General features: G+C 37.1%; 14 protein-coding genes and 1 pseudogene. 8 read left to right on the top strand and 7 right to left on the bottom strand.

The features are described 5' to 3' along the window. Nucleotides 1–170 precede the first annotated feature (170 nt). The 8 genes and pseudogenes from KPC_RS07750 to KPC_RS07715 all read left to right on the top strand — a co-directional run bounded on the left by KPC_RS07750 (nucleotide 171) and on the right by KPC_RS07715 (nucleotide 11,632). Nucleotides 171–842 carry a hypothetical protein gene (locus KPC_RS07750; RefSeq protein ID WP_121973814.1) on the top strand — a complete coding sequence of 224 codons (672 nt, stop codon included), beginning with the start codon at nucleotides 171–173 and terminating at the stop codon, nucleotides 840–842. Then, nucleotides 842–3,169, top strand: coding sequence for a hypothetical protein (locus KPC_RS07745; RefSeq protein WP_121973813.1), 2,328 nt, complete (start codon nucleotides 842–844; stop codon nucleotides 3,167–3,169). The genes KPC_RS07750 and KPC_RS07745 overlap by 1 nt, the downstream gene beginning before the upstream one ends. Continuing rightward, nucleotides 3,153–6,368: a tyrosine-type recombinase/integrase gene (locus KPC_RS07740; RefSeq protein ID WP_121973812.1), complete on the top strand. Its 3,216-nt coding sequence runs from the start codon at nucleotides 3,153–3,155 to the stop codon at nucleotides 6,366–6,368. Before KPC_RS07745 ends, KPC_RS07740 begins: the two co-directional genes overlap by 17 nt. A gap of 298 nt (nucleotides 6,369–6,666) precedes the next feature. Continuing rightward, nucleotides 6,667–6,975: a helix-turn-helix transcriptional regulator gene (locus KPC_RS07735; protein WP_004282130.1), complete on the top strand. Its 309-nt coding sequence runs from the start codon at nucleotides 6,667–6,669 to the stop codon at nucleotides 6,973–6,975. Continuing rightward, nucleotides 6,972–8,261, top strand: a complete 1,290-nt coding sequence (locus tag KPC_RS07730; RefSeq protein WP_004858425.1) for a type II toxin-antitoxin system HipA family toxin — start codon at nucleotides 6,972–6,974, stop codon at nucleotides 8,259–8,261. The genes KPC_RS07735 and KPC_RS07730 overlap by 4 nt, the downstream gene beginning before the upstream one ends. 416 nt (nucleotides 8,262–8,677) lie before the next feature. After that, a pseudogene (locus tag KPC_RS07725) lies at nucleotides 8,678–8,908 on the top strand (transposase domain-containing protein); the annotation flags it as partial. Nucleotides 8,909–9,328: 420 nt separating this feature from the next. Next, nucleotides 9,329–10,069 (top strand): sensor histidine kinase, encoded by a 741-nt coding sequence (locus tag KPC_RS07720; protein WP_121973811.1) that lies wholly within the window; start codon nucleotides 9,329–9,331, stop codon nucleotides 10,067–10,069. Nucleotides 10,070–10,261: 192 nt separating this feature from the next. Further along, nucleotides 10,262–11,632 carry a phosphohexomutase domain-containing protein gene (locus tag KPC_RS07715; protein ID WP_121973810.1) on the top strand — a complete coding sequence of 457 codons (1,371 nt, stop codon included), beginning with the start codon at nucleotides 10,262–10,264 and terminating at the stop codon, nucleotides 11,630–11,632. A 112-nt stretch (nucleotides 11,633–11,744) separates the two neighbouring features. Here KPC_RS07715 and KPC_RS07710 read toward each other — a convergent pair whose 3' ends face one another. From KPC_RS07710 to KPC_RS07680, 7 genes are all read right to left on the bottom strand, one after another. Then, nucleotides 11,745–13,790: a bifunctional 2',3'-cyclic-nucleotide 2'-phosphodiesterase/3'-nucleotidase gene (locus KPC_RS07710; RefSeq protein ID WP_121973809.1), complete on the bottom strand. Its 2,046-nt coding sequence runs from the start codon at nucleotides 13,788–13,790 to the stop codon at nucleotides 11,745–11,747. Between the two features lie 150 nt (nucleotides 13,791–13,940). Beyond that, nucleotides 13,941–14,960: a UDP-glucose 4-epimerase GalE gene (galE, locus tag KPC_RS07705; protein ID WP_121973808.1), complete on the bottom strand. Its 1,020-nt coding sequence runs from the start codon at nucleotides 14,958–14,960 to the stop codon at nucleotides 13,941–13,943. 1 nt (nucleotide 14,961) lies between these two features. Then, complete coding sequence (gene pgi / locus KPC_RS07700; protein ID WP_121973807.1) at nucleotides 14,962–16,626, bottom strand: glucose-6-phosphate isomerase; 1,665 nt, start codon at nucleotides 16,624–16,626, stop codon at nucleotides 14,962–14,964. After that, nucleotides 16,623–17,888: a UDP binding domain-containing protein gene (locus KPC_RS07695; RefSeq protein ID WP_121973806.1), complete on the bottom strand. Its 1,266-nt coding sequence runs from the start codon at nucleotides 17,886–17,888 to the stop codon at nucleotides 16,623–16,625. Before KPC_RS07695 ends, pgi begins: the two co-directional genes overlap by 4 nt. 15 nt (nucleotides 17,889–17,903) lie before the next feature. Then, nucleotides 17,904–18,779: a UTP--glucose-1-phosphate uridylyltransferase GalU gene (galU, locus tag KPC_RS07690; protein ID WP_121973805.1), complete on the bottom strand. Its 876-nt coding sequence runs from the start codon at nucleotides 18,777–18,779 to the stop codon at nucleotides 17,904–17,906. Nucleotides 18,780–18,801: 22 nt separating this feature from the next. Next, the gene (locus KPC_RS07685; protein ID WP_121973804.1) at nucleotides 18,802–19,425 is read right to left on the bottom strand and encodes a sugar transferase; all 624 of its coding nucleotides are present in this window, start codon (nucleotides 19,423–19,425) and stop codon (nucleotides 18,802–18,804) included. A 20-nt stretch (nucleotides 19,426–19,445) separates the two neighbouring features. Beyond that, nucleotides 19,446–20,242: glycosyltransferase (locus KPC_RS07680; RefSeq protein WP_121973803.1), on the bottom strand; the 797-nt coding region annotated here is incomplete at its 5' end.

The raw sequence follows: 20,242 nt of genomic DNA, 5'->3' as shown, positions 1-20,242 counted from the left end.
ATAAATAGCATGTTATAGGTTGTTATTTAGTTCTTAAAATTATATAAAAATAACAATATATTGTATATTAATTGTAAATATACACAAGATATGGGGTATATCAATCTTGTTTAATATTTCAAAAAATTATAAAAATATTCAATTGATTGTTTTTTACACTTATGGGGACTATGGAAACGGCTTTTGATTTCAATGAAAAATTTGGCACACCTAAAAAATTGTTGTGTAAAAATTTTAATAAAATCCAAATCAGTGTACATCCTTATTTTTCTGGAATTTATCTTTGCTATCAAGAGGCTTTTAAATCCTTAAAAACTGATTTGTCTACATTAAATCCAAGTCTCGAACTTCACGTATGGAAAGATCCTAATTTCTCTGGTTTTACCATTACAAATAATTTTCAGTGGTTTCTATATTGGTCTCAGCATATACCGAAGAATATCAACTTACTCATCCATTCTTTTCCTCAAGATGGGGAAAAAATTGAGTTATTAAAAAAAGAGACAAGTTTGGAATTCATAAAATTTCTGTCCTCTTATCCTCATGAACTGGATCGACTTAACCCTAAAAAACTCCAATCGCTGATCAATACTTATATTTCATCTGAAGTTATTCTGGCTTTAAACAAAGAAAATTCTTTCAAACCTCACCGTACTATGAGCTTGGATCTGCTTGCAGAACTGCTGTCATGCACACAAAATCAACTGAAATACCGCAATAAAGTTATAAACCGGAAAAGACAGAATGTGCTTGATCAACTGCAGCAAACCAGTGGAATTGTGCAGCAGCTTCTAAACAATCCCGACTTCGTTCTCACGCCAGATCAGCTATGGAAAGCATAATGTCAGAATCTAACCCAAGCCATCAAAATGCTGCTGATATTACGCGGGTATCATTAAAACAGACACTGGAAAAACTCTTTGGTGACGAGCAGCTCCAACGTACCAAACATATTCAATATGTTGCTGATTTACTGATTTCATATCCAACTGATCAATGTCTGGAAGGGCTGAATCTCGATCTATTAGATTTTGATCTAGAAACCAGTTCTGTTGTTGCTAGACCCGCTGCCTTGGTCTCCTCTCGAAAACATACTGTTAGCGCAACACCAGTCACTTGGTATGTGAACTCAATTGCACAATTAGCAGAGTCCGAAGAAAATGCTTTAATCTGGAATATCCTAGTCTTAAAAGCAGCAGTTTATCTGATTGCTCTTCCGGACATTAAACCTGAACTTTTTAAAGAGGACCACACTGAGCATTTCAATACTGTAAAACGTTTATTCCAGCGCTTCCGTACCGCCAATCGGGTTCTGAGTTCCGGAAAAGAATATCAAAATACTCCTGAATATAGACTCCTTTGGGAGAAGCATCTTCAAAAACCTATACTTTCTTTAGCGGAATTCGTTCAATATCTGCATGATGTCATTGAGACAAATAGTGATAAAGAGCCGTCTCATGATTTTATGCAAAATCTGCTAAAAGTGATCCGCATCACCTTTAATTATGTTTTAGAAAATCGGGCAAAAATTGCCAAAGCGAGTATCGAGACTCAACTGCAACATGAATTTTTAGATGAAGATCAGCTAATTGTAGAAAGTTCAGAAATTAAAAAAGGGCAAAAGTCCAAAGCTCTCAATATAGAAAAACAACTAGATGACCAAGATACACGTCAAATACTTGTAGACCCAACCATCGTTACCCCTCTTGCTACATATTCAGAATCCAGCCAAAGCTATGTGCTGCCTCTGGTTGCCAGGCATATTCAACGAAAAGAACATTTGCTGCCATACAGCAGCCTCTTTCCTAATATCACAAGTATAAGTGCTCTACTTACTGAACTATATAAAAATTACATTGTTGAAATTGAAGAGGACTCTAACGACAAGGATAAAGAAACCAAAAAAAAGAAGGCATCCTTGATCCTGATGCTGTCATTTCTGACCGGAAATAAAACCCAGGAGTGGCTACGTCTACAAAGTAAACGTGCTAAAAATTTAAATGCTCGCCAACAGATCAAGCAAAGCAATGGGCAATATTTTCTGAGAAGTAAATTTTCAATTTTTGAAAATAAGGATTTTGCTTATCCAGATGGTTTGCTCAACCAAACAGTCTATCTAGATATCCCGATTCCAAATTCATTTATTGCTTCGCTACGAGATGGTGACACCGTTACGGAAGAGGATCTTCAGCAATATTTGAAACAGCTGAGAACCAAACTTTATATTCCAAAATTATCATTAATAAGAATTAGCTCTCTTTTACATCAGGCTATTTTGCAACGCACTGGAAATAAACAGCTTGCTGACCTTCTCACCGGTATTGATGCAAACAAGTCTTCTTCTACTTCTTATTGCCATCAGAATATTCAGGCTTTACAGACCGAGTATGTCTCAATTTTAAAAGAGCTGTGTGAGTCGTTATCCGATGACTACAAGAATATCGAATATGCTGCAGAAAAAAACTTTGGCAGCCGCAAAGCACCAACTTCAAATGTGATTCAAAATATTTTTGCCACACTCAAATTCAGAATAATTTCACAAAAAGAAGACGACTGGATAGCAATTTTTAATCATTACAATCTGTGGATGTGGCATTTCTTGTTGCTCTTTACTGCTGCACGACCCGTCGCTGAATTTCCAGGTTTTTTAAAAAGTTTTAACCTGAAAAGAAAAATATGCATGGTTTCTGATAAAGAAGTGGGGGGGCGTCAAGGCTATGGACGTTTAATTCCACTGAGTCATTTTGTCGCACAAGAACTCCAGAAATTTATAGATTTTTTGCATTATTTTAAAACTCAAATTGGTCCTAGTCAGCCAGAAATTCCACAACATATTCAACAAATTTTAGAGAGCAAGCTCCCACTGTTAAATATCTTTCAGAATGGTCAATGGCACACCTTAAGACCATCGATTATAAAAAAATTTAATCCTGAGTTAGGTTTGCACCATGAAAACTGGCACCGGCATACTGCCCGTGCGTTTCTCAGCCATAAAATTAGCGAAATTGAAATTTTAGCTTTATTCGGTCATGAACCAATGCAGCAAGAAGCTGCTCATCCTTATTCGAGCTTATCTATTTCACAATATTCAAGCATTGCCCATGTTCTTGAACAAATGAAAGATCATTTTCAAATTACCGGTATTGAACTCGATGTCCTCACTCAATAAACATACTAAGCAAACTCGAACACTATATGCCGAAGCACGTAGAAAACGAGACCGACTCGATCAGGAAAAACAGCTTAGAGCAGATGTAGAACAGGAACTAATTCAATATTTCCAAGAACAAGATTTGGAACAAAAAGAGCACCTTGAATCCTTCTATCCAGCAATTTATGAGTTTATTAAACGCAAAGCTTCAAGCTTGGCATGGAAAAAATATGCGCATGAATTTTTTCGGTCATATATCAAGCGAATCAATTTAAATCGTCGTGAGACTTTGCCCCTACCGAATCTGACATTTGAGATGCAGCGTGATCAGCCGGTTTTTACAATGGACTGGATCGAGAAGGGACATCAGGTTGATGAAGTTCTTGATAAGCTTTGGGACTACTGGATTCTAGCGAAAGATAGCCAGGCATTTTCTGATGATGAAATCATTGGGAATATTGTTATTTCTGCCCTGCTTTACTCAGGCTTAAATCAAAAATCCTCTTTAGAAGCTTTGCTTGAACATTTAAAAGATCCGGCAAAAATCAGAAAGATCGAAGATCTGAACATTATATTTTTAGAACCGCTCTCCCCCTCTTATGGAGATCTCTTTATTGATGAAAAAACCATCCGTAAATCGCGTAATTTTATTCCGGATCAAATTACACGCTTATGGTTAATTCATTTTAATAGCAGAAATATTCGTACAGTAAACCAGAAGGTAGAAGACTATCTACAGCTTATTTTTAATAAGATTAAGTTACCATTTAATCTCAAAACTTATAAATTGTTACGCGACTACGCCAACTTTAACTGGATGCAACTCCCGAAAGTTGACATTGATCCTGCACTTTCACAATGCCTCATTGAGAATACTGCAACCTGTGGCTTATCAGAAATAGAATTTGAAAGATTTCTTCATCCAAAATTTAAATATCAGCAGGACACTCGTACTGATTCAAATGTAGAAAAATCACCATCTACTGTGAGTCAATCCTACTCTAATGATGACATTCAGCAAGCCTTGGATGATGTTATAAAGATTCACAAAGACCTTTTACAACTGATTCGTACATCACAAACTGATCAAAGTATCGATGCATTAATCATTGAATATTGCATTGAAAATACTAATAAATTTAATGAGTACAGTAAACGTGTCGCCTTATGGCTCATCAGCCTTTATAAACCAGAATTAGAACAGATTCAGCCACTGGCTGAACGTTTTAATTTTTGCGTAAACCAATTTCAAAAATCGTTTCAGCAGAATAAGCGTTTAAAAGACGGTTCGATTTACACTTATTATTCGCGTATTGCCGAGCCATGGCTCACCCATTCTTTACAATATCTAGATAGCGAAGATGATCTGAATACGAACCTAGCGAAGATCTACCAACAAATCATCACGAATACCCGACTCGCAGATGAAGCAGGCCAACCTGAGTTTAAAAAATCCAGTGGTCAGACCGTCAGGATGTTGAAACGCTTCCATAGCTTTCAACAAACAGTTTTTGACGCTGAGTCTCTCGAATTAGAGTCAATTGCCATACAAAACAGACCGAGAGCACGTATCATTGGTCCCATGACTTATCAAGCTTTCATGAACAAGTTAGATACCTTATTTTCAGGGGCTAATAGTCAAGAAAATACTTATAAGACATTAAAAATCATCTATATCTTAGCTTACCGTACCGGTATGCGTATTAATGAAATTCTCGGCTTACGTGTGCGGGATATCGAGGGCTTGAGCTGTCTATCCGTATGGATTCAGCCCTACGGCTCAAAAAAGAAAGGAAACTTACATCAACTTAAAACAGATAGTGCTGAACGCAAAGTCCCTGTGTATTGCTTATTAAAAACCGATGAATATCAACTATTTCATAATCATGTAGTCGAGCAACGACTACTCAATCAGGAAAACTTATACCTATTCCGTAATTGGAATGAAAATAGCAAGCTGAACAAACATACGGTGACAACACCTTTTAGAATGATTATGAACGAGCTTTTTAAAACTCATGATTATTCTTTTCACTCATTTCGACACACGGCTGCCAATCACTTATCCGTTCTGCTCAACTGCGATTACGCTCCACTGGTCAAGAATCTGACGGATTATACTGAAGAACAATATCAGTCCATTCGGACAGAGTTACTCCGTCATACACATGGTCAAAATCATTGGTTTATGATTGCCCATTTACTGGGTCACATTGACCCTACAGAAACTTTTAAAAGTTATATTCATCTAAGCTACCTGATTGCTGGACATAAAATACTGCAATATCACCCAGACATCGATACTCAACTGGCAAAAAAGATGATGGGCTACCTACCTTCTTTCAAATTTTTAAACACAGCGAAAGATTCTGCTCCATTCAATTTCGAAAAACATTCTGTCCATTTAAGTCAGCAGTTACTCAACGATCAAACTGACTGGTTAAAAAGTAACGTAGAAGACATTCTAGATGAGGTTTCTTGTAACACTCCGCCTCATGACTTTTTTAAATATTTCGCGGGAACAAAAGAATCTAAAGTTTCATTTGCATGGTTTTTTAAATGCCTAAATTTACTAGAAATTCATCATGATCCAGATCGGGTATCACAAGAAATGAGTTTACCTGTCGAACTGGTTAACTATTGGTATGAAAATGCCAAACAACTGGGCCAACTCAAGTCTCAAAAAAACAACCCAAGGTTATTTGATCTCAACAATACAAATCATCTGGATAAACCGTTGAAACCTGCCATGATTGATACCATTGAAGAGCGCACAGCAAGGAACTATTTCTTTGAAAATATTCAAAATATCTTTGAAAAAAAACCAGATCAAATAAAAGTGGTGCTTGAGACATTTTTAAATCGTGTTACGGTTTCGCATACCGGCATTCATTATCGATGGAATAAAATCGATCAATTGGAATCATTTTATTTCAAGGTAATAGACCTGTTTCCCCATCAGTTTTGGCATTTGCTTGGACAAGACTTGGTACAATTGTTAGATAAAAAGAAACAACCTTTGTTACTAAAGCTGGCTAAATCGAGCACAACAGAGCATCCTACGACCCAAGAAGATTATGTTCGTCTCCAGCTTTACTCAACAAAAGACGCCAAAGCACTGGCAGCGTTTAAATTCTGTTTACATCTAGCCTGTATTGGTAGACCTCGATCTCTTGAACTCCAAGTTGCAGGACTAGAAATCACTATATGCTGTTAAAAATTTAACTGAACCGTACCGGGTTTGTCGGAGACTTTTTTATTTAAGTTAGGCCACCTGACCTAACGGGTTAATCTTATCATAGTACATTGCTTCAAACTCAAAAGGCGATACATAACCCAGTGCACTGTGGGCTCTTATCATTTGGTATTTACATCCAACAACATAGATATAACATCTGCATACATACAAGTAGGGCTATTTTACAGATCGAAATGATAAATTCATAAATTGCTTTTCAAAAAAAAAGAAACTAATATGTTTCTTATAGGACCTAAAAGCAATAAATGTATCTACAATGAATAAGTCTTTACTTCAGCAAATCAAAAAAAGACGAACCCAATTGGGCTTAAAGCAAGTTGATATGCAATCACGTACAGGCATTTCAAGACAGCAGTACCAAAAACTGGAAAGTCAGGGCAACCCTCGATTAGAGACCTTAGAAATTATAGCGGCAGGATTAAATGCTCAACTGATGCTCATCCCTGATGATAAGGTTCATTTGATCAGACAATTATTGAATGATGAAATTAAAGTCACTATTGAAGATCAGGATGACTTAATGACTAACCCATGGAAGGGTCTTCTCGGAGGAGAGGAACCATGAATACTGTTGCCGTCCTGGAATTAACATTACATCACGCTGTCATTGGATACTTGGCAGGATTTCAGAGCGGAAAAAATATTCTGGTTTTTACGGATTCTTTCCGATTTGATCAGCAACGCCCGACCTTGAGCTTGCTTACTTCCCCCTTGTATCCCCAAGCAGATAAGATTTTAGAAAAGACCTATGTTACACATCAGCGCTTACACCCCTTGCTATCAAACTTGCTACCAGAAGGTGCATTACGCGAACTAATTGCACAAAGCCTCAAAATCCATATAGACAATGAATTTCAGTTATTGGCAGCTTTAGGTCATGACTTACCTGGAGCACTCATTGCGACCCCATTAGATCCAGAAGAAATCCCAGATGAAATAAAATTCAAGCTTCAGATCTCGAATCCAGATCAGATCTTAAAACAAGAGATTCGAACAGATAATAAGTTTTCCTTGGCCGGCGTCCAAATGAAGTTTTCCATGAAAGCCAAAGACGGGCGTTTTACATTAGCGCAGGCAACGGAATCCAGTCTACTCGGGGATTGGATTATCAAAACTCCTTCTTCCAGACATGCTTTTGTTCCACTGAATGAATATTCTATGATGACCCTTGCCAAAATGGTCGGAATAGATGTCCCTGAGATTCGCTTGGTGGATATGGCACTCTTACAAGACCTTCCACCATTAAATTTACCCCAAGAGCAATATGCTTTTGCAATTAAGAGATTCGATAGACAGAGTACTGCTAACACTACAGAGCTTATTCATATTGAAGATTTTGCTCAGATCTTTGGTGCATATCCACATCAGAAATACAGTACCACAAATTATGAGCAGATAGGCAAGATCATTTACCAGTATTCAGATAACAAAATTTCTGATATTCAGCAATTTGCCAGCCGTTTACTCATCAATATTTTACTCGCCAATGGAGATGCACACTTAAAGAACTGGAGTATGATTTATCACGATAAAAGAACACCAAGATTATCTCCCGCATACGATATATTGATGACAAGTGTATATATTGAAAATGAGCGTCACTTCGCATTGAATCTTGCCAAAAATAAAGATTGGTATTTAGCTGAGATGAAACACTTTGAACAATGGGCAGAAAAAGTCGGTGTTCCATGGCGTGTAATTGAAAAACAACTTCACGAGATCATGGACAAAGCACGGTCAGTATGGCCAGCGCTATTACTAGATTTACCAATGGGTTCTGCCCATAAAGAAAAACTAAGAGAGCATTGGAAAAAATTGCATCCAGACTTTCAAATACTTGCAAATGATTAGAACCCGTAAATACGGTGAGTCTGATAACTGCTATGGTAGCTTATCGTTTTTGACTGGGAAAATCTTGATGGTAGTCATCTCAATTACGCCGCAACGATTGATTCATTGCAATAGATTCCATTAGATTGTAAATGTCTAATTAGATTTCTTTAATCTATTAGGATCTAATCAGCCAATAAAGCACCTTTTCACCGATCAACCGACACATTTTATAACTCCATTATTTTGTGGCTTAATAGCCATATCTAAACATAAGACACAATATTATGGATTTAAGATTCAGAAAACCTGACAAAGTTATTGCGTTATGATGTGCGAGACTTCGTAAAGAGCGACTGTTGAGTAGCCACCGATTTAATCCAACGCAGCCTAATCAACGGTGGGTTACTGATACAAGAAGCACTGCTTCGCAAGGGGTGGAGAACCAAATGCGCCCCTGGGCGTTGGGACGTAAGAACTGGCTGGTTGCTGGCTCACTGCGCATTGGTCAGCGAGCGGCGAACATCATGCCTTTAATCCAGTCAGTAAAACTGAATAGGCTAGATCCTTATGCCTATTTAAGTGATGTGCTGAAAAGGCTGCCGACACTGAAAGTGACCCAAATAGAAGAATTACTGCCACACCGATGGAAACCCAACTCAAATTAAAAAATAGCGATGGGGCTCAGCGGACGCTTACCAAGAATCTAGGTCAATTTGTTTGACTATTGCTGCTTACCAAATTCAGGACTCCTCAGCAGCTAAATAATTTTTATCAAATAGTAAAAAATAAAAATAATAAAAAATAGAAGCATATTTTATGTTGGTTATTATTGTTGAATTTTAATGCATATTAAAGTGACTAACTTCTTCTTACTCTACCCTACTTTAAATTACATCATTAAATATTAAGGAATTAAGTATTTGTTTTATATGTATTTAGTTTAATGTACTTTTAATATATTTAATGTAATTTATGTCGGTGAACCTTGCCAAGGTTGGGGTTTCTTTATCGCCATACATGATCTGCATTATTTGATCACCAACTCCAAATCAAGTTTTTACGCTCCTTATTCATCTGCAATTATTATGCTCGCGCTATTTGTCATTTTGGCATGGAGAATATCCAAACATCTGCAACATACAAAAAAATTTAACCACATCCTGAAAGACACTGTTGAACAGGTTAGTTTTGATTTAAAGCTTTCTCTTGAGAAAAAATATCAACTTGAAATTGAAAATATGCGTTTACAGGAACGACTCAATCTCTCTCATGAACTGCATGACGGTCTCGGTGGTTCTCTAGTTAGATCTATGATTTTAGTCGATAAAAATGAAAAACTCGATAAAACCCACTTTTTGTCCATTTTAAAGTTACTACGCAGTGATCTACGGCAAATAATAGATACTGGTGCAAATGTTGATATGGAACCTCCTGCGACACCAGTACTCTGGGGAGCCCCATTAAGACATCGTTTCGTACAGATTTTTGAAGAAATCGATATTGAATCTGACTGGATTTTTCCTGAAAAATGGGAACAATTGCCAACAACACAACAATGTCTGACTTTGGCACGGGTTGCAGAAGAGGCTCTAACCAATGTAATTAAACATAGCCATGCGAACCATGTTGCTATTATTCTTGAAGAAAATTCGAACCATCAGCTGGTCTTGACCATTCGTGACAATGGTGTTGGATTTGACCCAACTACTGTTCAGGAAGGTCTACATGTAGGCTTACAGAGTATGCAGGCACGTATCAATCGACTCGGAGGAGAATTTGATATCAGTTCAAACGCGGGTGAAACCATTTTACGTGTCATCGTGTGAAAATCATAAATGACTATATAAAGAATGGATATCTGATCGGATATCATTGGCTTTCACGCAATTATATTTTGTACCAATAAATCAAAATATTTCACTCACAATTTTAGTAAAAAAATACGATCATTACACCCAGCATCATAACGTTATCGAGCTATAATTCCTGGTGTTTTTAAATCGACAAGAATTTGAGTAATGACAAAACTGACTTGCTTTAAAGCCTACGATATCCGAGGCAAACTCGGCACAGAATTAAACGAAGAAATCGCATATAACATTGGTCGTGCATACGGACAAATTTATCAACCTAAAACAGTTGTAGTCGGTTCAGATGTCCGTTTAACCAGTGAAGATCTCAAACAAGCCACCATTAGAGGCTTAAACGATGCAGGTGTTGATGTTTTAGATTTAGGTTTGACAGGAACCGAAGAAGTTTACTTTGCCGCCTTTCATCTGGATGTACAAGGAGGGATTGAAGTCACTGCCAGCCATAATCCAATGGACTATAACGGTATGAAACTGGTTCGTGAAAACTCACGTCCGATCAGTGCTGATACTGGTTTAAAAGAAATCCAGTTTTTAGCTGAAACTCAAGACTTTGAAAAAGTAGAAAAAAAAGGCTCAACCCAAAAATATAATATTTTACCTGAATTTATTGACCATCTTCTAACATACATAGATCCTCAAAAAATTCGTCCACTCAAATTGGTGATGAATGCAGGAAATGGCGCAGCAGGTCATGTAGTCGATGCAATAGAAGCAAAATTTAAAACCTTAAATATTCCTGTAGAATTTATCAAAATCCATAATGATCCTGATGGTACTTTCCCTAACGGCATCCCTAACCCGATTTTAGTTGAAAATCGTGACAGTACTCGTAATGCCGTTTTAGAACATAAAGCAGATATGGGCATTGCATGGGACGGTGACTTTGATCGCTGCTTCCTTTTTGATGAAAAAGGTCAGTTTATTGAAGGTTATTACATCGTTGGATTACTTGCTCAAGCTTTCTTACTCAAACAAAAAGGCGAAAAAATTGTCCATGATCCACGTTTACTTTGGAACACTTTAGACGTTTTACAAGAATATGATGGTATCGCTGTTCAGTCCAAATCAGGACACGCATTTATTAAAGATGTAATGCGTGAAAACAATGCAGTTTATGGAGGAGAAATGAGTGCCCATCATTACTTCCGCGACTTTGCTTATTGTGACAGCGGTATGATTCCATGGTTGCTTGCTGTCTCTGTACTGTCTGAAACTGGAAAATCACTTTCTAGTCTCGTCGAAAACATGATTGATAAGTTCCCATGTAGTGGAGAAATCAACTTTAAAGTGGCGAATTCTGCCGATACGATTCAGAAAATTTTTGATTTTTATGCAGATCAAAAACCTGAAATTGACAAAACGGATGGTGTCAGCCTAGATTTTGGTACATGGAGATTAAATGTCCGTGCATCAAATACTGAACCATTATTACGTTTAAATATTGAAAGCCGTAAAGATAGAAATCCTAAACCAATGCAAACTTATGTAGATGAATTGACAAAATTAATTCAAAGTTAACGCCTGATAATAAAAAAGCCAATGTTGAACATTGGCTTTTTTAATGCGTGAATACAAAGTATAAAAACTCATATTCACCTTACTTAAGGAAGCTATTTTAACTCTGGAAAAGTTATCGTGCTTTCGAGAGATCCACCTTGTATACACTTAGCCCCTTGCCAGTACCATTATCCGCCTGTAATACAGATACAAAATCCAGACCTGCTGCCTGAGCAAGTGCTAACTTATTTTGTGCAGATGTATATGTCACCACAGCTGCCGTTTTCACAGGTACAAATGACCAGCTACGGTGACTGCCATTATTAGCACGCGTAATATTTTTGACTGATTTAATATAACTGATCAAAGCATCACGGTTGGTATCTGGTGCAGCATAAATGGTTTTGGAGCCATCCAGACCAGGAAAATTTCCACTGTTGGCACGATAATTATTGGTTGCAACAATAAACTCTTTTTTTACATCTATCGCTTGCCCTTTATATTTCAAATTCCTGATGCGGCTCCCCTCTACCTGAGTGACATCAATCTGGTAACTTAAATCTGGGCTAGTAAACATATCGAAATTAAAACCAGGAAACTGATTATTAATGAGCTCTTGTGCTGTAGTTTTATCAGGGTCTATTCTATTAAAACGTTTTGCTGCCGTTTCCAGCCATTTTAAAATATCAGCTCCTGTAACTTTTACCGCATAAACATTATTGGGATATAGATATAAATCTGCAGCGTTATTAATCGCGATTTTTCCAGAAGCGACATCGGTATAATCTCCACTCCCAGCAAAACCACTTTTAAATGGCGCACTTACAGATAGCACGGGTAGATTGGCGTATTGAGGTAAATTATCCTTTATATAGTTTCCGATATAAGCAGCTTGTGCCTGATTAACTATTTCAATCGCACTAGGATCTCCCAAATCGGCAAAATAACTGGTCATATTGAAATCAGTTGTACCAATTGGAGTTTTGACATATTCAATCGTCGCCTGATGCTCTGCTGCAACAAGTTTTACAATATCTGGATCTGCTTGCACATAAGACTTATCCGCATTTTGGATACTGCGTGCTTCAACCCTGGTTTTCGACTTATCAATCACCCATTTCTTTCCATCATAAGTGAGCTTAAGTTGAATCACTCCCAGCGCTTTCCCCCAAAAACTACTCATGGTTGCAGGTACACCATTAATCGTCCCTTTAACCTTGTCTACACCAGCCAGATCAAACTGGGTTGCATTGCCTGGAAATGTTTCATGAGAATGCCCGAGTAACATCACATCGATATCTTTAACTTTTGATAAATAATAATTACCATTTTCCATACTTTCAGAATAAGGGCTACCATCCAATCCACCATGTGCAAGTGCCACGATGATCTCAGCGCCTTCTGCTTTCATCTTCGGAATATAATTTTCTGCCGCTTCTTTTACACCAATGGAATAAACTTTTCCTTCTAACCATCGTTTATCCCAACTCATAATTGGTGGTGGCGTAAAACCGATGATTCCAACTTTAATATTAGAAGTGATAGTTTTGCCATCTGGAGTTGTTGCTGTTATTTTTTTATCAATAATTTTATAAGGTCTAAAAAGAGGCTGTTTGGTTTTATGACTATAAATATTAGACAAGACCAGAGGAAACTCAGGACCTCCGCAGTCTGGTTGGGCACTTGGGCTGGTAACACCATCCACATCAAATTTACTATTCGTCACCTGATTTAGAAATGGTAAACCATAATTAAATTCATGATTACCAATACCGCCACCATCAAATTTAAACTGATTCATAACCTTATAAATAGCTAAAGTCTGATTGCAGCTGATTGGTTTCACCACAGCTTGATAGTCTGCTAAAGCAGTGCCTTGAATGGTATCACCATTATCAAAAAGTAAAGTATTTGGAAACTCTTTACGGGCTTGAGTAATCAGGGTAGCTGTTCGTTCAAAACCGATAGATTTATCTTCCGTCAGTCTAAAATAGTCATAACTTAAAATATTGCTGTGTAAATCTGTTGTTTCCAGTACAGCCACAGTTGCTTTAGAACCCTGTGTTGTTGTATCAGGAACCTGAGGTGTAATAGTTATGTCTTTGTCATCATTACAACCTTGCAATAAGGTTGCCATTATAAATAAGGTGGATGATAAAATAATTTTTGTTGTATGCATATGTTTCTCAATTTTTAAACAAAATTTGAGAAACAGTCTGTTGCGCAAGGATGAAAATTACATGACAAAGAAATGAATACTTGATGAAAATAAGGGATAAATATTACCCTTATTTGTCCCTTATAAAATTACAATCAAATATTAAAAGTACTATTTTTGATAGCCATCAGGATTTTGCTTTTGCCAGTTCCAGCTATCTTTTAACATATCTTCAAGCCCAAATTTGGCAGTCCAATTAAGCTCTTCTTTGGCACGCGTACTATCAGCAAATGATATGGCCACATCTCCTGAACGTCGCGGTGCAAATTCGAAAGCTATGGAAACACCGTTGACTTTCTCAAATGCGTTTTTAACTTCTAATACTGAAGAACCATTGCCTGTACCGATATTCCAAGCACGACAACCGTTATTAATTAAACGATTATTTAATGCGCATAAATGGGCATTGGCCAAATCAACCACATGAATATAATCGCGAACCCCTGTTCCATCTACAGTGTTATAATCGTTCCCATAAATAGACAACTTTTCACGACGGCCAACAGCAACTTGAGTTACGTATGGCATAAGATTATTTGGAATACCTTGTGGATCTTCACCAATATGACCACTTTTATGAGCACCTACTGGATTAAAATATCTCAATAAAGCTATCGACCAACGCGGATCTGCCTCAGACATTTTTTCTAATAACTGTTCTACAATTAATTTGGTATAACCATAATTATTACTTGGCATACCAGTCGGCATATTTTCATTTAAAGGTGAAATATTAGCTTCATCATATACTGTTGCAGATGAACTAAATACAAGTTTAAATATTCCTGCCCGTTCCATTGCTTTAGTTAAATTAATACTACCTGCAATGTTGTTATCGAAATATGTCAAAGGTATCTGCTGACTTTCACCAACCGCCTTTAATCCAGCAAAATGAATAACAGCATCAATCTGATATTGGTTAAAGACTTTATCCAGATCCTGATCATGGCGAATATCCCCCTGAACAAAGTCCAGTTTTTTACTAGATAATTCCTGTACACGATAAAGAGACTCTTCAGAACTGTTTGATAAGTTATCAAGTACAATGACATCATGACCCGCATTTAATAATTCCAGGCAAGTATGTGAGCCTATGTATCCTGCGCCACCAGTAACTAAAATCTTCGCCATGTTATCTTCCTAATAAAATCCTGATCAAACCTTGAGTAGATGCATCAAGTTTAGATATATCTGTTTCTGAACCACTTAAAATAGGAAGCAATTGGTTGGCAATTTCCTTACCTTTCTCAACTCCCCATTGATCAAATGGATTAATATTCCAGAGTACAGACTGAACAAAAACTTTATGTTCATAAAGTGCAATCAACATACCTAAACTATATGGGGATAATTCATCAATCAATAAGGTTGAACTTGGTTGATTTCCTGTATATTGCTTATAAACAGGTAAATTTTCCAACTCGTGCTGATCTAAGGCCTGATTGCCAAATGCCAATAACCGAGATTGTGCCAAACAGTTTGAAAGCGCTAAATGGTGCTGGGAAATCAAAGCCTCAGCATTCTCAGCATAGGTAAATTGATTTGCATTATAGCGCTCAACAGGTGCAATAAAATCACAACTTACGGCATGTGTTCCCTGATGAAGCAGCTGATAAAATGCATGTTGTGCATTTGGACCAACTTCGCCCCAAACAATCGGACAAGTCAGTTCATCAACTTTTTCATTCTCACGACTGATGGATTTACCGTTAGATTCCATCTCAAGCTGTTGTAGATAAGCTGCAAAGTACTTCAAACGACCATCATAAGGTAGTACCGCATGCGTTTGCATGTTGAGGAAATTATTATTCCAAATCCCTAACAATGCCATTAAAACAGGAACATTCTGCTCAAATGGAACAGTCTGAAAATGTTGATCAACATAATGTGCACCAGCTAAAAGCTGTTTAAACCCATAGACACCAATAGTCAATGCAATGGGTAAACCAATACAAGACCATAGAGAATAACGACCACCAACCCAATCCCAAAGCAAAAACTGGTTTTCAGGGCAGATACCCCATTCCAGCATTTTCTTAGGTTTCGTAGAAACCCCTACAAAGTGACATTTCAATACAGCAGTAGATTTACCTAATGATTTTTCTAGCCAGCAACGTGCCGTTTGTGCATTGGATAAAGTGTCAATCGTACCAAATGATTTGGAAGATATAATAAATAATGTGGTTTCAGGGCGGAATTGATGTAATAAATCCGATAGCTGACTGCCATCCATCGTCGACACAAAATGGACATTTAACTTTTGCTGCGTAGGCACCTTATAGTCACTTAAGGCATGTGTCACCATGAGTGGTCCCAGATCAGACCCCCCCACACCAATATTGACTACATCACGAATCACCTCACCCGTTGATCCACGATATTGCCCATCATGAATTTTCTGAACCAGCTGGTACATACGATCCAATTGAGCATGTATTTTTTTTGCTAGATCTGGATGATCCTTAGTCTCCTTTGGTAAACGCAAAGCCCAATGCATGGCTGCACGATCCTCAGTATAGTTAACTGATTCATTAGAGAATAAACGCTCTATCCACTCAGGCAATTTTTGCTCGTTAGCAAAATTGATCAGGCTATGAAGCACTTTATTATTCAATCTATGCTTACTAAAATCGAAACACAATTGTTGCATTTTTACGGAGAGTTGCTCGAACCGTTGCGGGTTTTGGGCAAATAATTCACTTAAATGAATATGCTCAATTTCCGTTTTTAAATGTTCTAATTCATGACGAGCTGAAAGTGTTTTGGCCTTCGGAAATTTTTCTATATTCTTACTCATGATCGACCTACTCCTTCATAAGCAAAGCCTTTCGCCTTGACATACTCTGGATCATATATATTTCGACCATCCAAAATAAAAGGATGATGCATCAGTTTTTTTAGTTTTTCATAATCAGGGCTCAAATATTGGCGCCACGCAGTTACCAAACAAAGCGCATCTGCACCATCGGCTGCATGATATGGATCTTCACAATAAATCAGATCTTCGCGGTGTCCATAAATTGTTTCTATTTCTTTTAATGCCTGAGGATCATGTAAGCGAACAGTTACACCCTGCGCCCAAAATGCTTTTAGCATACTATGAATAGGTGAGTTCACTACACTCGAAGATTTTTCTTTAAATGCGGCTCCCCAAATTGCAACGGTTTTACCTTGAATATTAGATTGGTAATAGTTCCAGAATTTACGAAATAAAACTTCTTTTTGTTGTTCATTAATATCCCAAACTTGTTGTAATAATAAACTTCGATTCCCTGAATCAAAAACAGTTTGAGATAAGGTCAAAATATCACGTGAAAAATTTTCACCACCAAAACCCACACCAGAATAAAGATAGCTTGCACCTATACGGTTATCCGCACCCAATCCTAAGCGTACATTTTCAATATCAATATCAAGTTTTTCAGCAACCAATGCCAGATCATTCATATAACTGATCCGTGTCGCCAACATCCCTGAAATGCTGAGTTTGGTAAACTCGGCATCAAGAATCGGCATGAAAATCAATTGCTCTTCACGTGGAAAGAAAGGTCTAAGTAACTCTGTCATCTGGGTTTTAGCAAAACCTAAATCATCTACACCAACTACTACGGATTTCGCCTGGATGATACTCTCGATTGATCGTCCATCCTGAGTCATATCTGGCCAATATACCCAAGCATCCTTTGGTAAAACAGACTGAAGCCTGGCTGTTCCATTAAGCCCAAATGTTGATCCGTTCACCATGAGTTTAGGATGAATCAATGGTTTTTCACTCAGCTCCTTTACGACTTTAAGTGCCAATTCTAAATTCAACGGATTAAACGCAAAAAAATACACATCAAAATGTTGTTCCAGGATGTGTTTATCTTCTATCTTTAAAAAATTAAGTTTCTGTTGAGATTCAAGTAAATGATCGAGTTGAGAATCCAGGTTGAGACTTGATAAATGAAAATCTGCTAAATCAGCCTGGGGACACCAAGTTACAAAATGCCCTGATTCTGCCGACAACGCACTAATTACGGCAGCTTGTAAAGTTGCACCAAATACCGCAATTTTCATAAGCTTCCTCAAAAATTATAAATCTAAATCTTTTATCATTTTTTTAAATTCTAAACCGAGTTTTGGATGCTCTAGGCCATAATGTAAAACAGCTTTTAAATACCCCAACTTACTTCCACAGTCAAAAGTTTGACCCGACATACGGTATGCCTCGACTACATCCGTAGCCTGTAAAGCAGCTATAGCATCAGTCAACTGAATTTCATTACCTGCACCTTTAGGGGTATTTTCCAAAAGTTGCATGATTTTTGCTGGTAAAACATAACGCCCTACGACCGAAAGATTGGATGGTGCACTGCCTATTGCTGGTTTTTCAACAATACCTTGCATAGCAATACTTTCACCTTCTACAGGGCTCTCAATAACATCTACGATGCCATACTGATCAACTAAATGTTCAGGAACCGCTTCTACCATGATTTGGGCAGACTCAGATGTTTCATAACGTTGAATCATTTTACTTAAATCATTTTGTCCAGATATATCTTTTACCAGAACATCAGGTAGCAGTACTGCAAATGGCTCATTTCCAATAACATTCTTCGCACATAAAACTGCATGCCCTAAACCTAAAGGCTGTGGTTGGCGAACGCTCACAATCGAAACATTAGATGGAATAATATTGGTAATTTCATTCAATAAATCAAATTTCTTTTTATTTTCAAGTGTTGTTTCTAACTCAAAGTTACGATCAAAATAGTTTTCAATGGACGCTTTAGACGAATGTGTAACTAAAATAATTTGCTCAATACCTGCCGCTACAGCCTCTTTGATAACGTATTCGATAGCAGGACGGTCAACAACTGTAACCATTTCTTTAGGGATAGATTTACTTGCAGGTAAAAAACGTGTTCCGAGACCAGCTACAGGTAAAATGGCTTTCTTAATCATAATAAATAACTTTTCTACTGATTTAGTGATTAGATGAAGATTTATTTTCGGAAGTTTCCGAACCAGAAAAACGACTCGCACCTACTGCTTGATCCGGTGCGTTAATTCCCTCTTTTTTAAGCATCACTTCTACAGTTTTAAACATAATCTTGAAATCTAAAAAAATAGATTGTTGCTCTACATACTGTACATCCAGATCAAACTTTTCTTCCCATGACAGGTTATTGCGACCGCTCACCTGTGCTAAACCTGTCATACCAGGTTTAACTTCATGCCGACGCATTTGGTTAGGAGTATAATGCTCTAAAAACTCTTTCATTTGAGGACGTGGTCCTACTATGCTCATGTCACCTTTTAATACATTTATAAGCTGTGGCATTTCATCAAGGCTAGTCGAACGTAACTTTTTACCAAAAGGAGTTATACGTTTCTCATCAGGTAATGGATTGCCATCATTATCAAAAGCATCTTTCATGGATCTAAATTTGATCATTTTAAAAAGTTTGCCGTTTTTACCAGGACGATCTTGATAAAAAAAGACCGGAGATCCAAGGTTTTTTCGTACTTTATATGCTACAAACAAGAAAATCGGTGAAAGAAGCAAAAGTGCTATAGTAGCTATAACAATGTCAACCAAACGTTTCATCCTAATTCCACTCTATATTTTTAAACTTTTTTTCGTAAAAAAGTATTATATATCTTACCTAATAAACTGGCTGGTAAAAGTCTAAAAGATGCTCTCGCTAAAAATAGCATGTTAGCATACAATGGTGATTGCAATTTTAGCTTTTTCTTTAAATCAAGTAACTGTTTTTCACTTTTAATATACTGAAGACCTTTACGTCTAGCATGCATCCCATTACCTACCCTTGCATAAAGTAGTACATCAGGATGATTACCTACTTTGTAGCCAGCTCCAATTACTCTTAACCATAAATTATAGTCTTCCATAAATAAATGATGCTGATACCCACCAACTTGTTCAATTACTGGCTTCTTGTAAGCAACAGCCATATGATTAAATGGACTACGCTTTTGGGCAAATTGGACAATGTCATTATGCTCTACTGGTACTGATTTAACTACTGAAGCATCATTTGGATTATTATTAAACTCTAAAATCTGGCTACTAAACAAAACAACCTCAGGGTTTTCTTCAATATATTTAATTTGTTTTTCAAAGCGTTCTGGAGTACAGATATCATCGGTATCCATACGAAATACCCAATCGTTAGAGCAGTGTTTTAATCCTTCGTTAAGTGCTTTCCCTAATCCCATATTTTGAGGAAGAGGAATAATTTTTAGAGCAGAACCAATTTTTTTTTGCCAGCTTTCAACAACACTTTCCAGCTCTGAGTTAATAGAACCATCTAAAACGAGAATGATTTCATTCGGCTTAATATTTTGGTTTGTCCAAATACTATCAAAACACTCATTGAGAAATTTAGAATTCTCTTTAAAAT

Source organism: Acinetobacter stercoris, from assembly GCF_900323515.1.
GTDB lineage: Bacteria > Pseudomonadota > Gammaproteobacteria > Pseudomonadales > Moraxellaceae > Acinetobacter > Acinetobacter stercoris.
The sequence above is the reverse complement of the archived record's forward strand: the minus strand, read 5'-3'. Positions and strand labels throughout refer to the sequence as shown.

Bases quoted from the DNA above. Each gene is read 5' to 3' on its own strand.
- KPC_RS07750 (WP_121973814.1), top strand. From the start codon at position 171: ATGGAAACGGCTTTTGATTTCAATGAAAAATTTGGCACACCTAAAAAA.
- KPC_RS07745 (WP_121973813.1), top strand. From the start codon at position 842: ATGTCAGAATCTAACCCAAGCCATCAAAATGCTGCTGATATTACGCGG.
- KPC_RS07740 (WP_121973812.1), top strand. From the start codon at position 3,153: ATGTCCTCACTCAATAAACATACTAAGCAAACTCGAACACTATATGCC.
- KPC_RS07735 (WP_004282130.1), top strand. From the start codon at position 6,667: ATGAATAAGTCTTTACTTCAGCAAATCAAAAAAAGACGAACCCAATTG.
- KPC_RS07730 (WP_004858425.1), top strand. From the start codon at position 6,972: ATGAATACTGTTGCCGTCCTGGAATTAACATTACATCACGCTGTCATT.
- KPC_RS07720 (WP_121973811.1), top strand. From the start codon at position 9,329: ATGCTCGCGCTATTTGTCATTTTGGCATGGAGAATATCCAAACATCTG.
- KPC_RS07715 (WP_121973810.1), top strand. From the start codon at position 10,262: ATGACAAAACTGACTTGCTTTAAAGCCTACGATATCCGAGGCAAACTC.
- KPC_RS07710 (WP_121973809.1), bottom strand. From the start codon at position 13,790: ATGCATACAACAAAAATTATTTTATCATCCACCTTATTTATAATGGCA.
- galE (WP_121973808.1), bottom strand. From the start codon at position 14,960: ATGGCGAAGATTTTAGTTACTGGTGGCGCAGGATACATAGGCTCACAT.
- pgi (WP_121973807.1), bottom strand. From the start codon at position 16,626: ATGAGTAAGAATATAGAAAAATTTCCGAAGGCCAAAACACTTTCAGCT.
- KPC_RS07695 (WP_121973806.1), bottom strand. From the start codon at position 17,888: ATGAAAATTGCGGTATTTGGTGCAACTTTACAAGCTGCCGTAATTAGT.
- galU (WP_121973805.1), bottom strand. From the start codon at position 18,779: ATGATTAAGAAAGCCATTTTACCTGTAGCTGGTCTCGGAACACGTTTT.
- KPC_RS07685 (WP_121973804.1), bottom strand. From the start codon at position 19,425: ATGAAACGTTTGGTTGACATTGTTATAGCTACTATAGCACTTTTGCTT.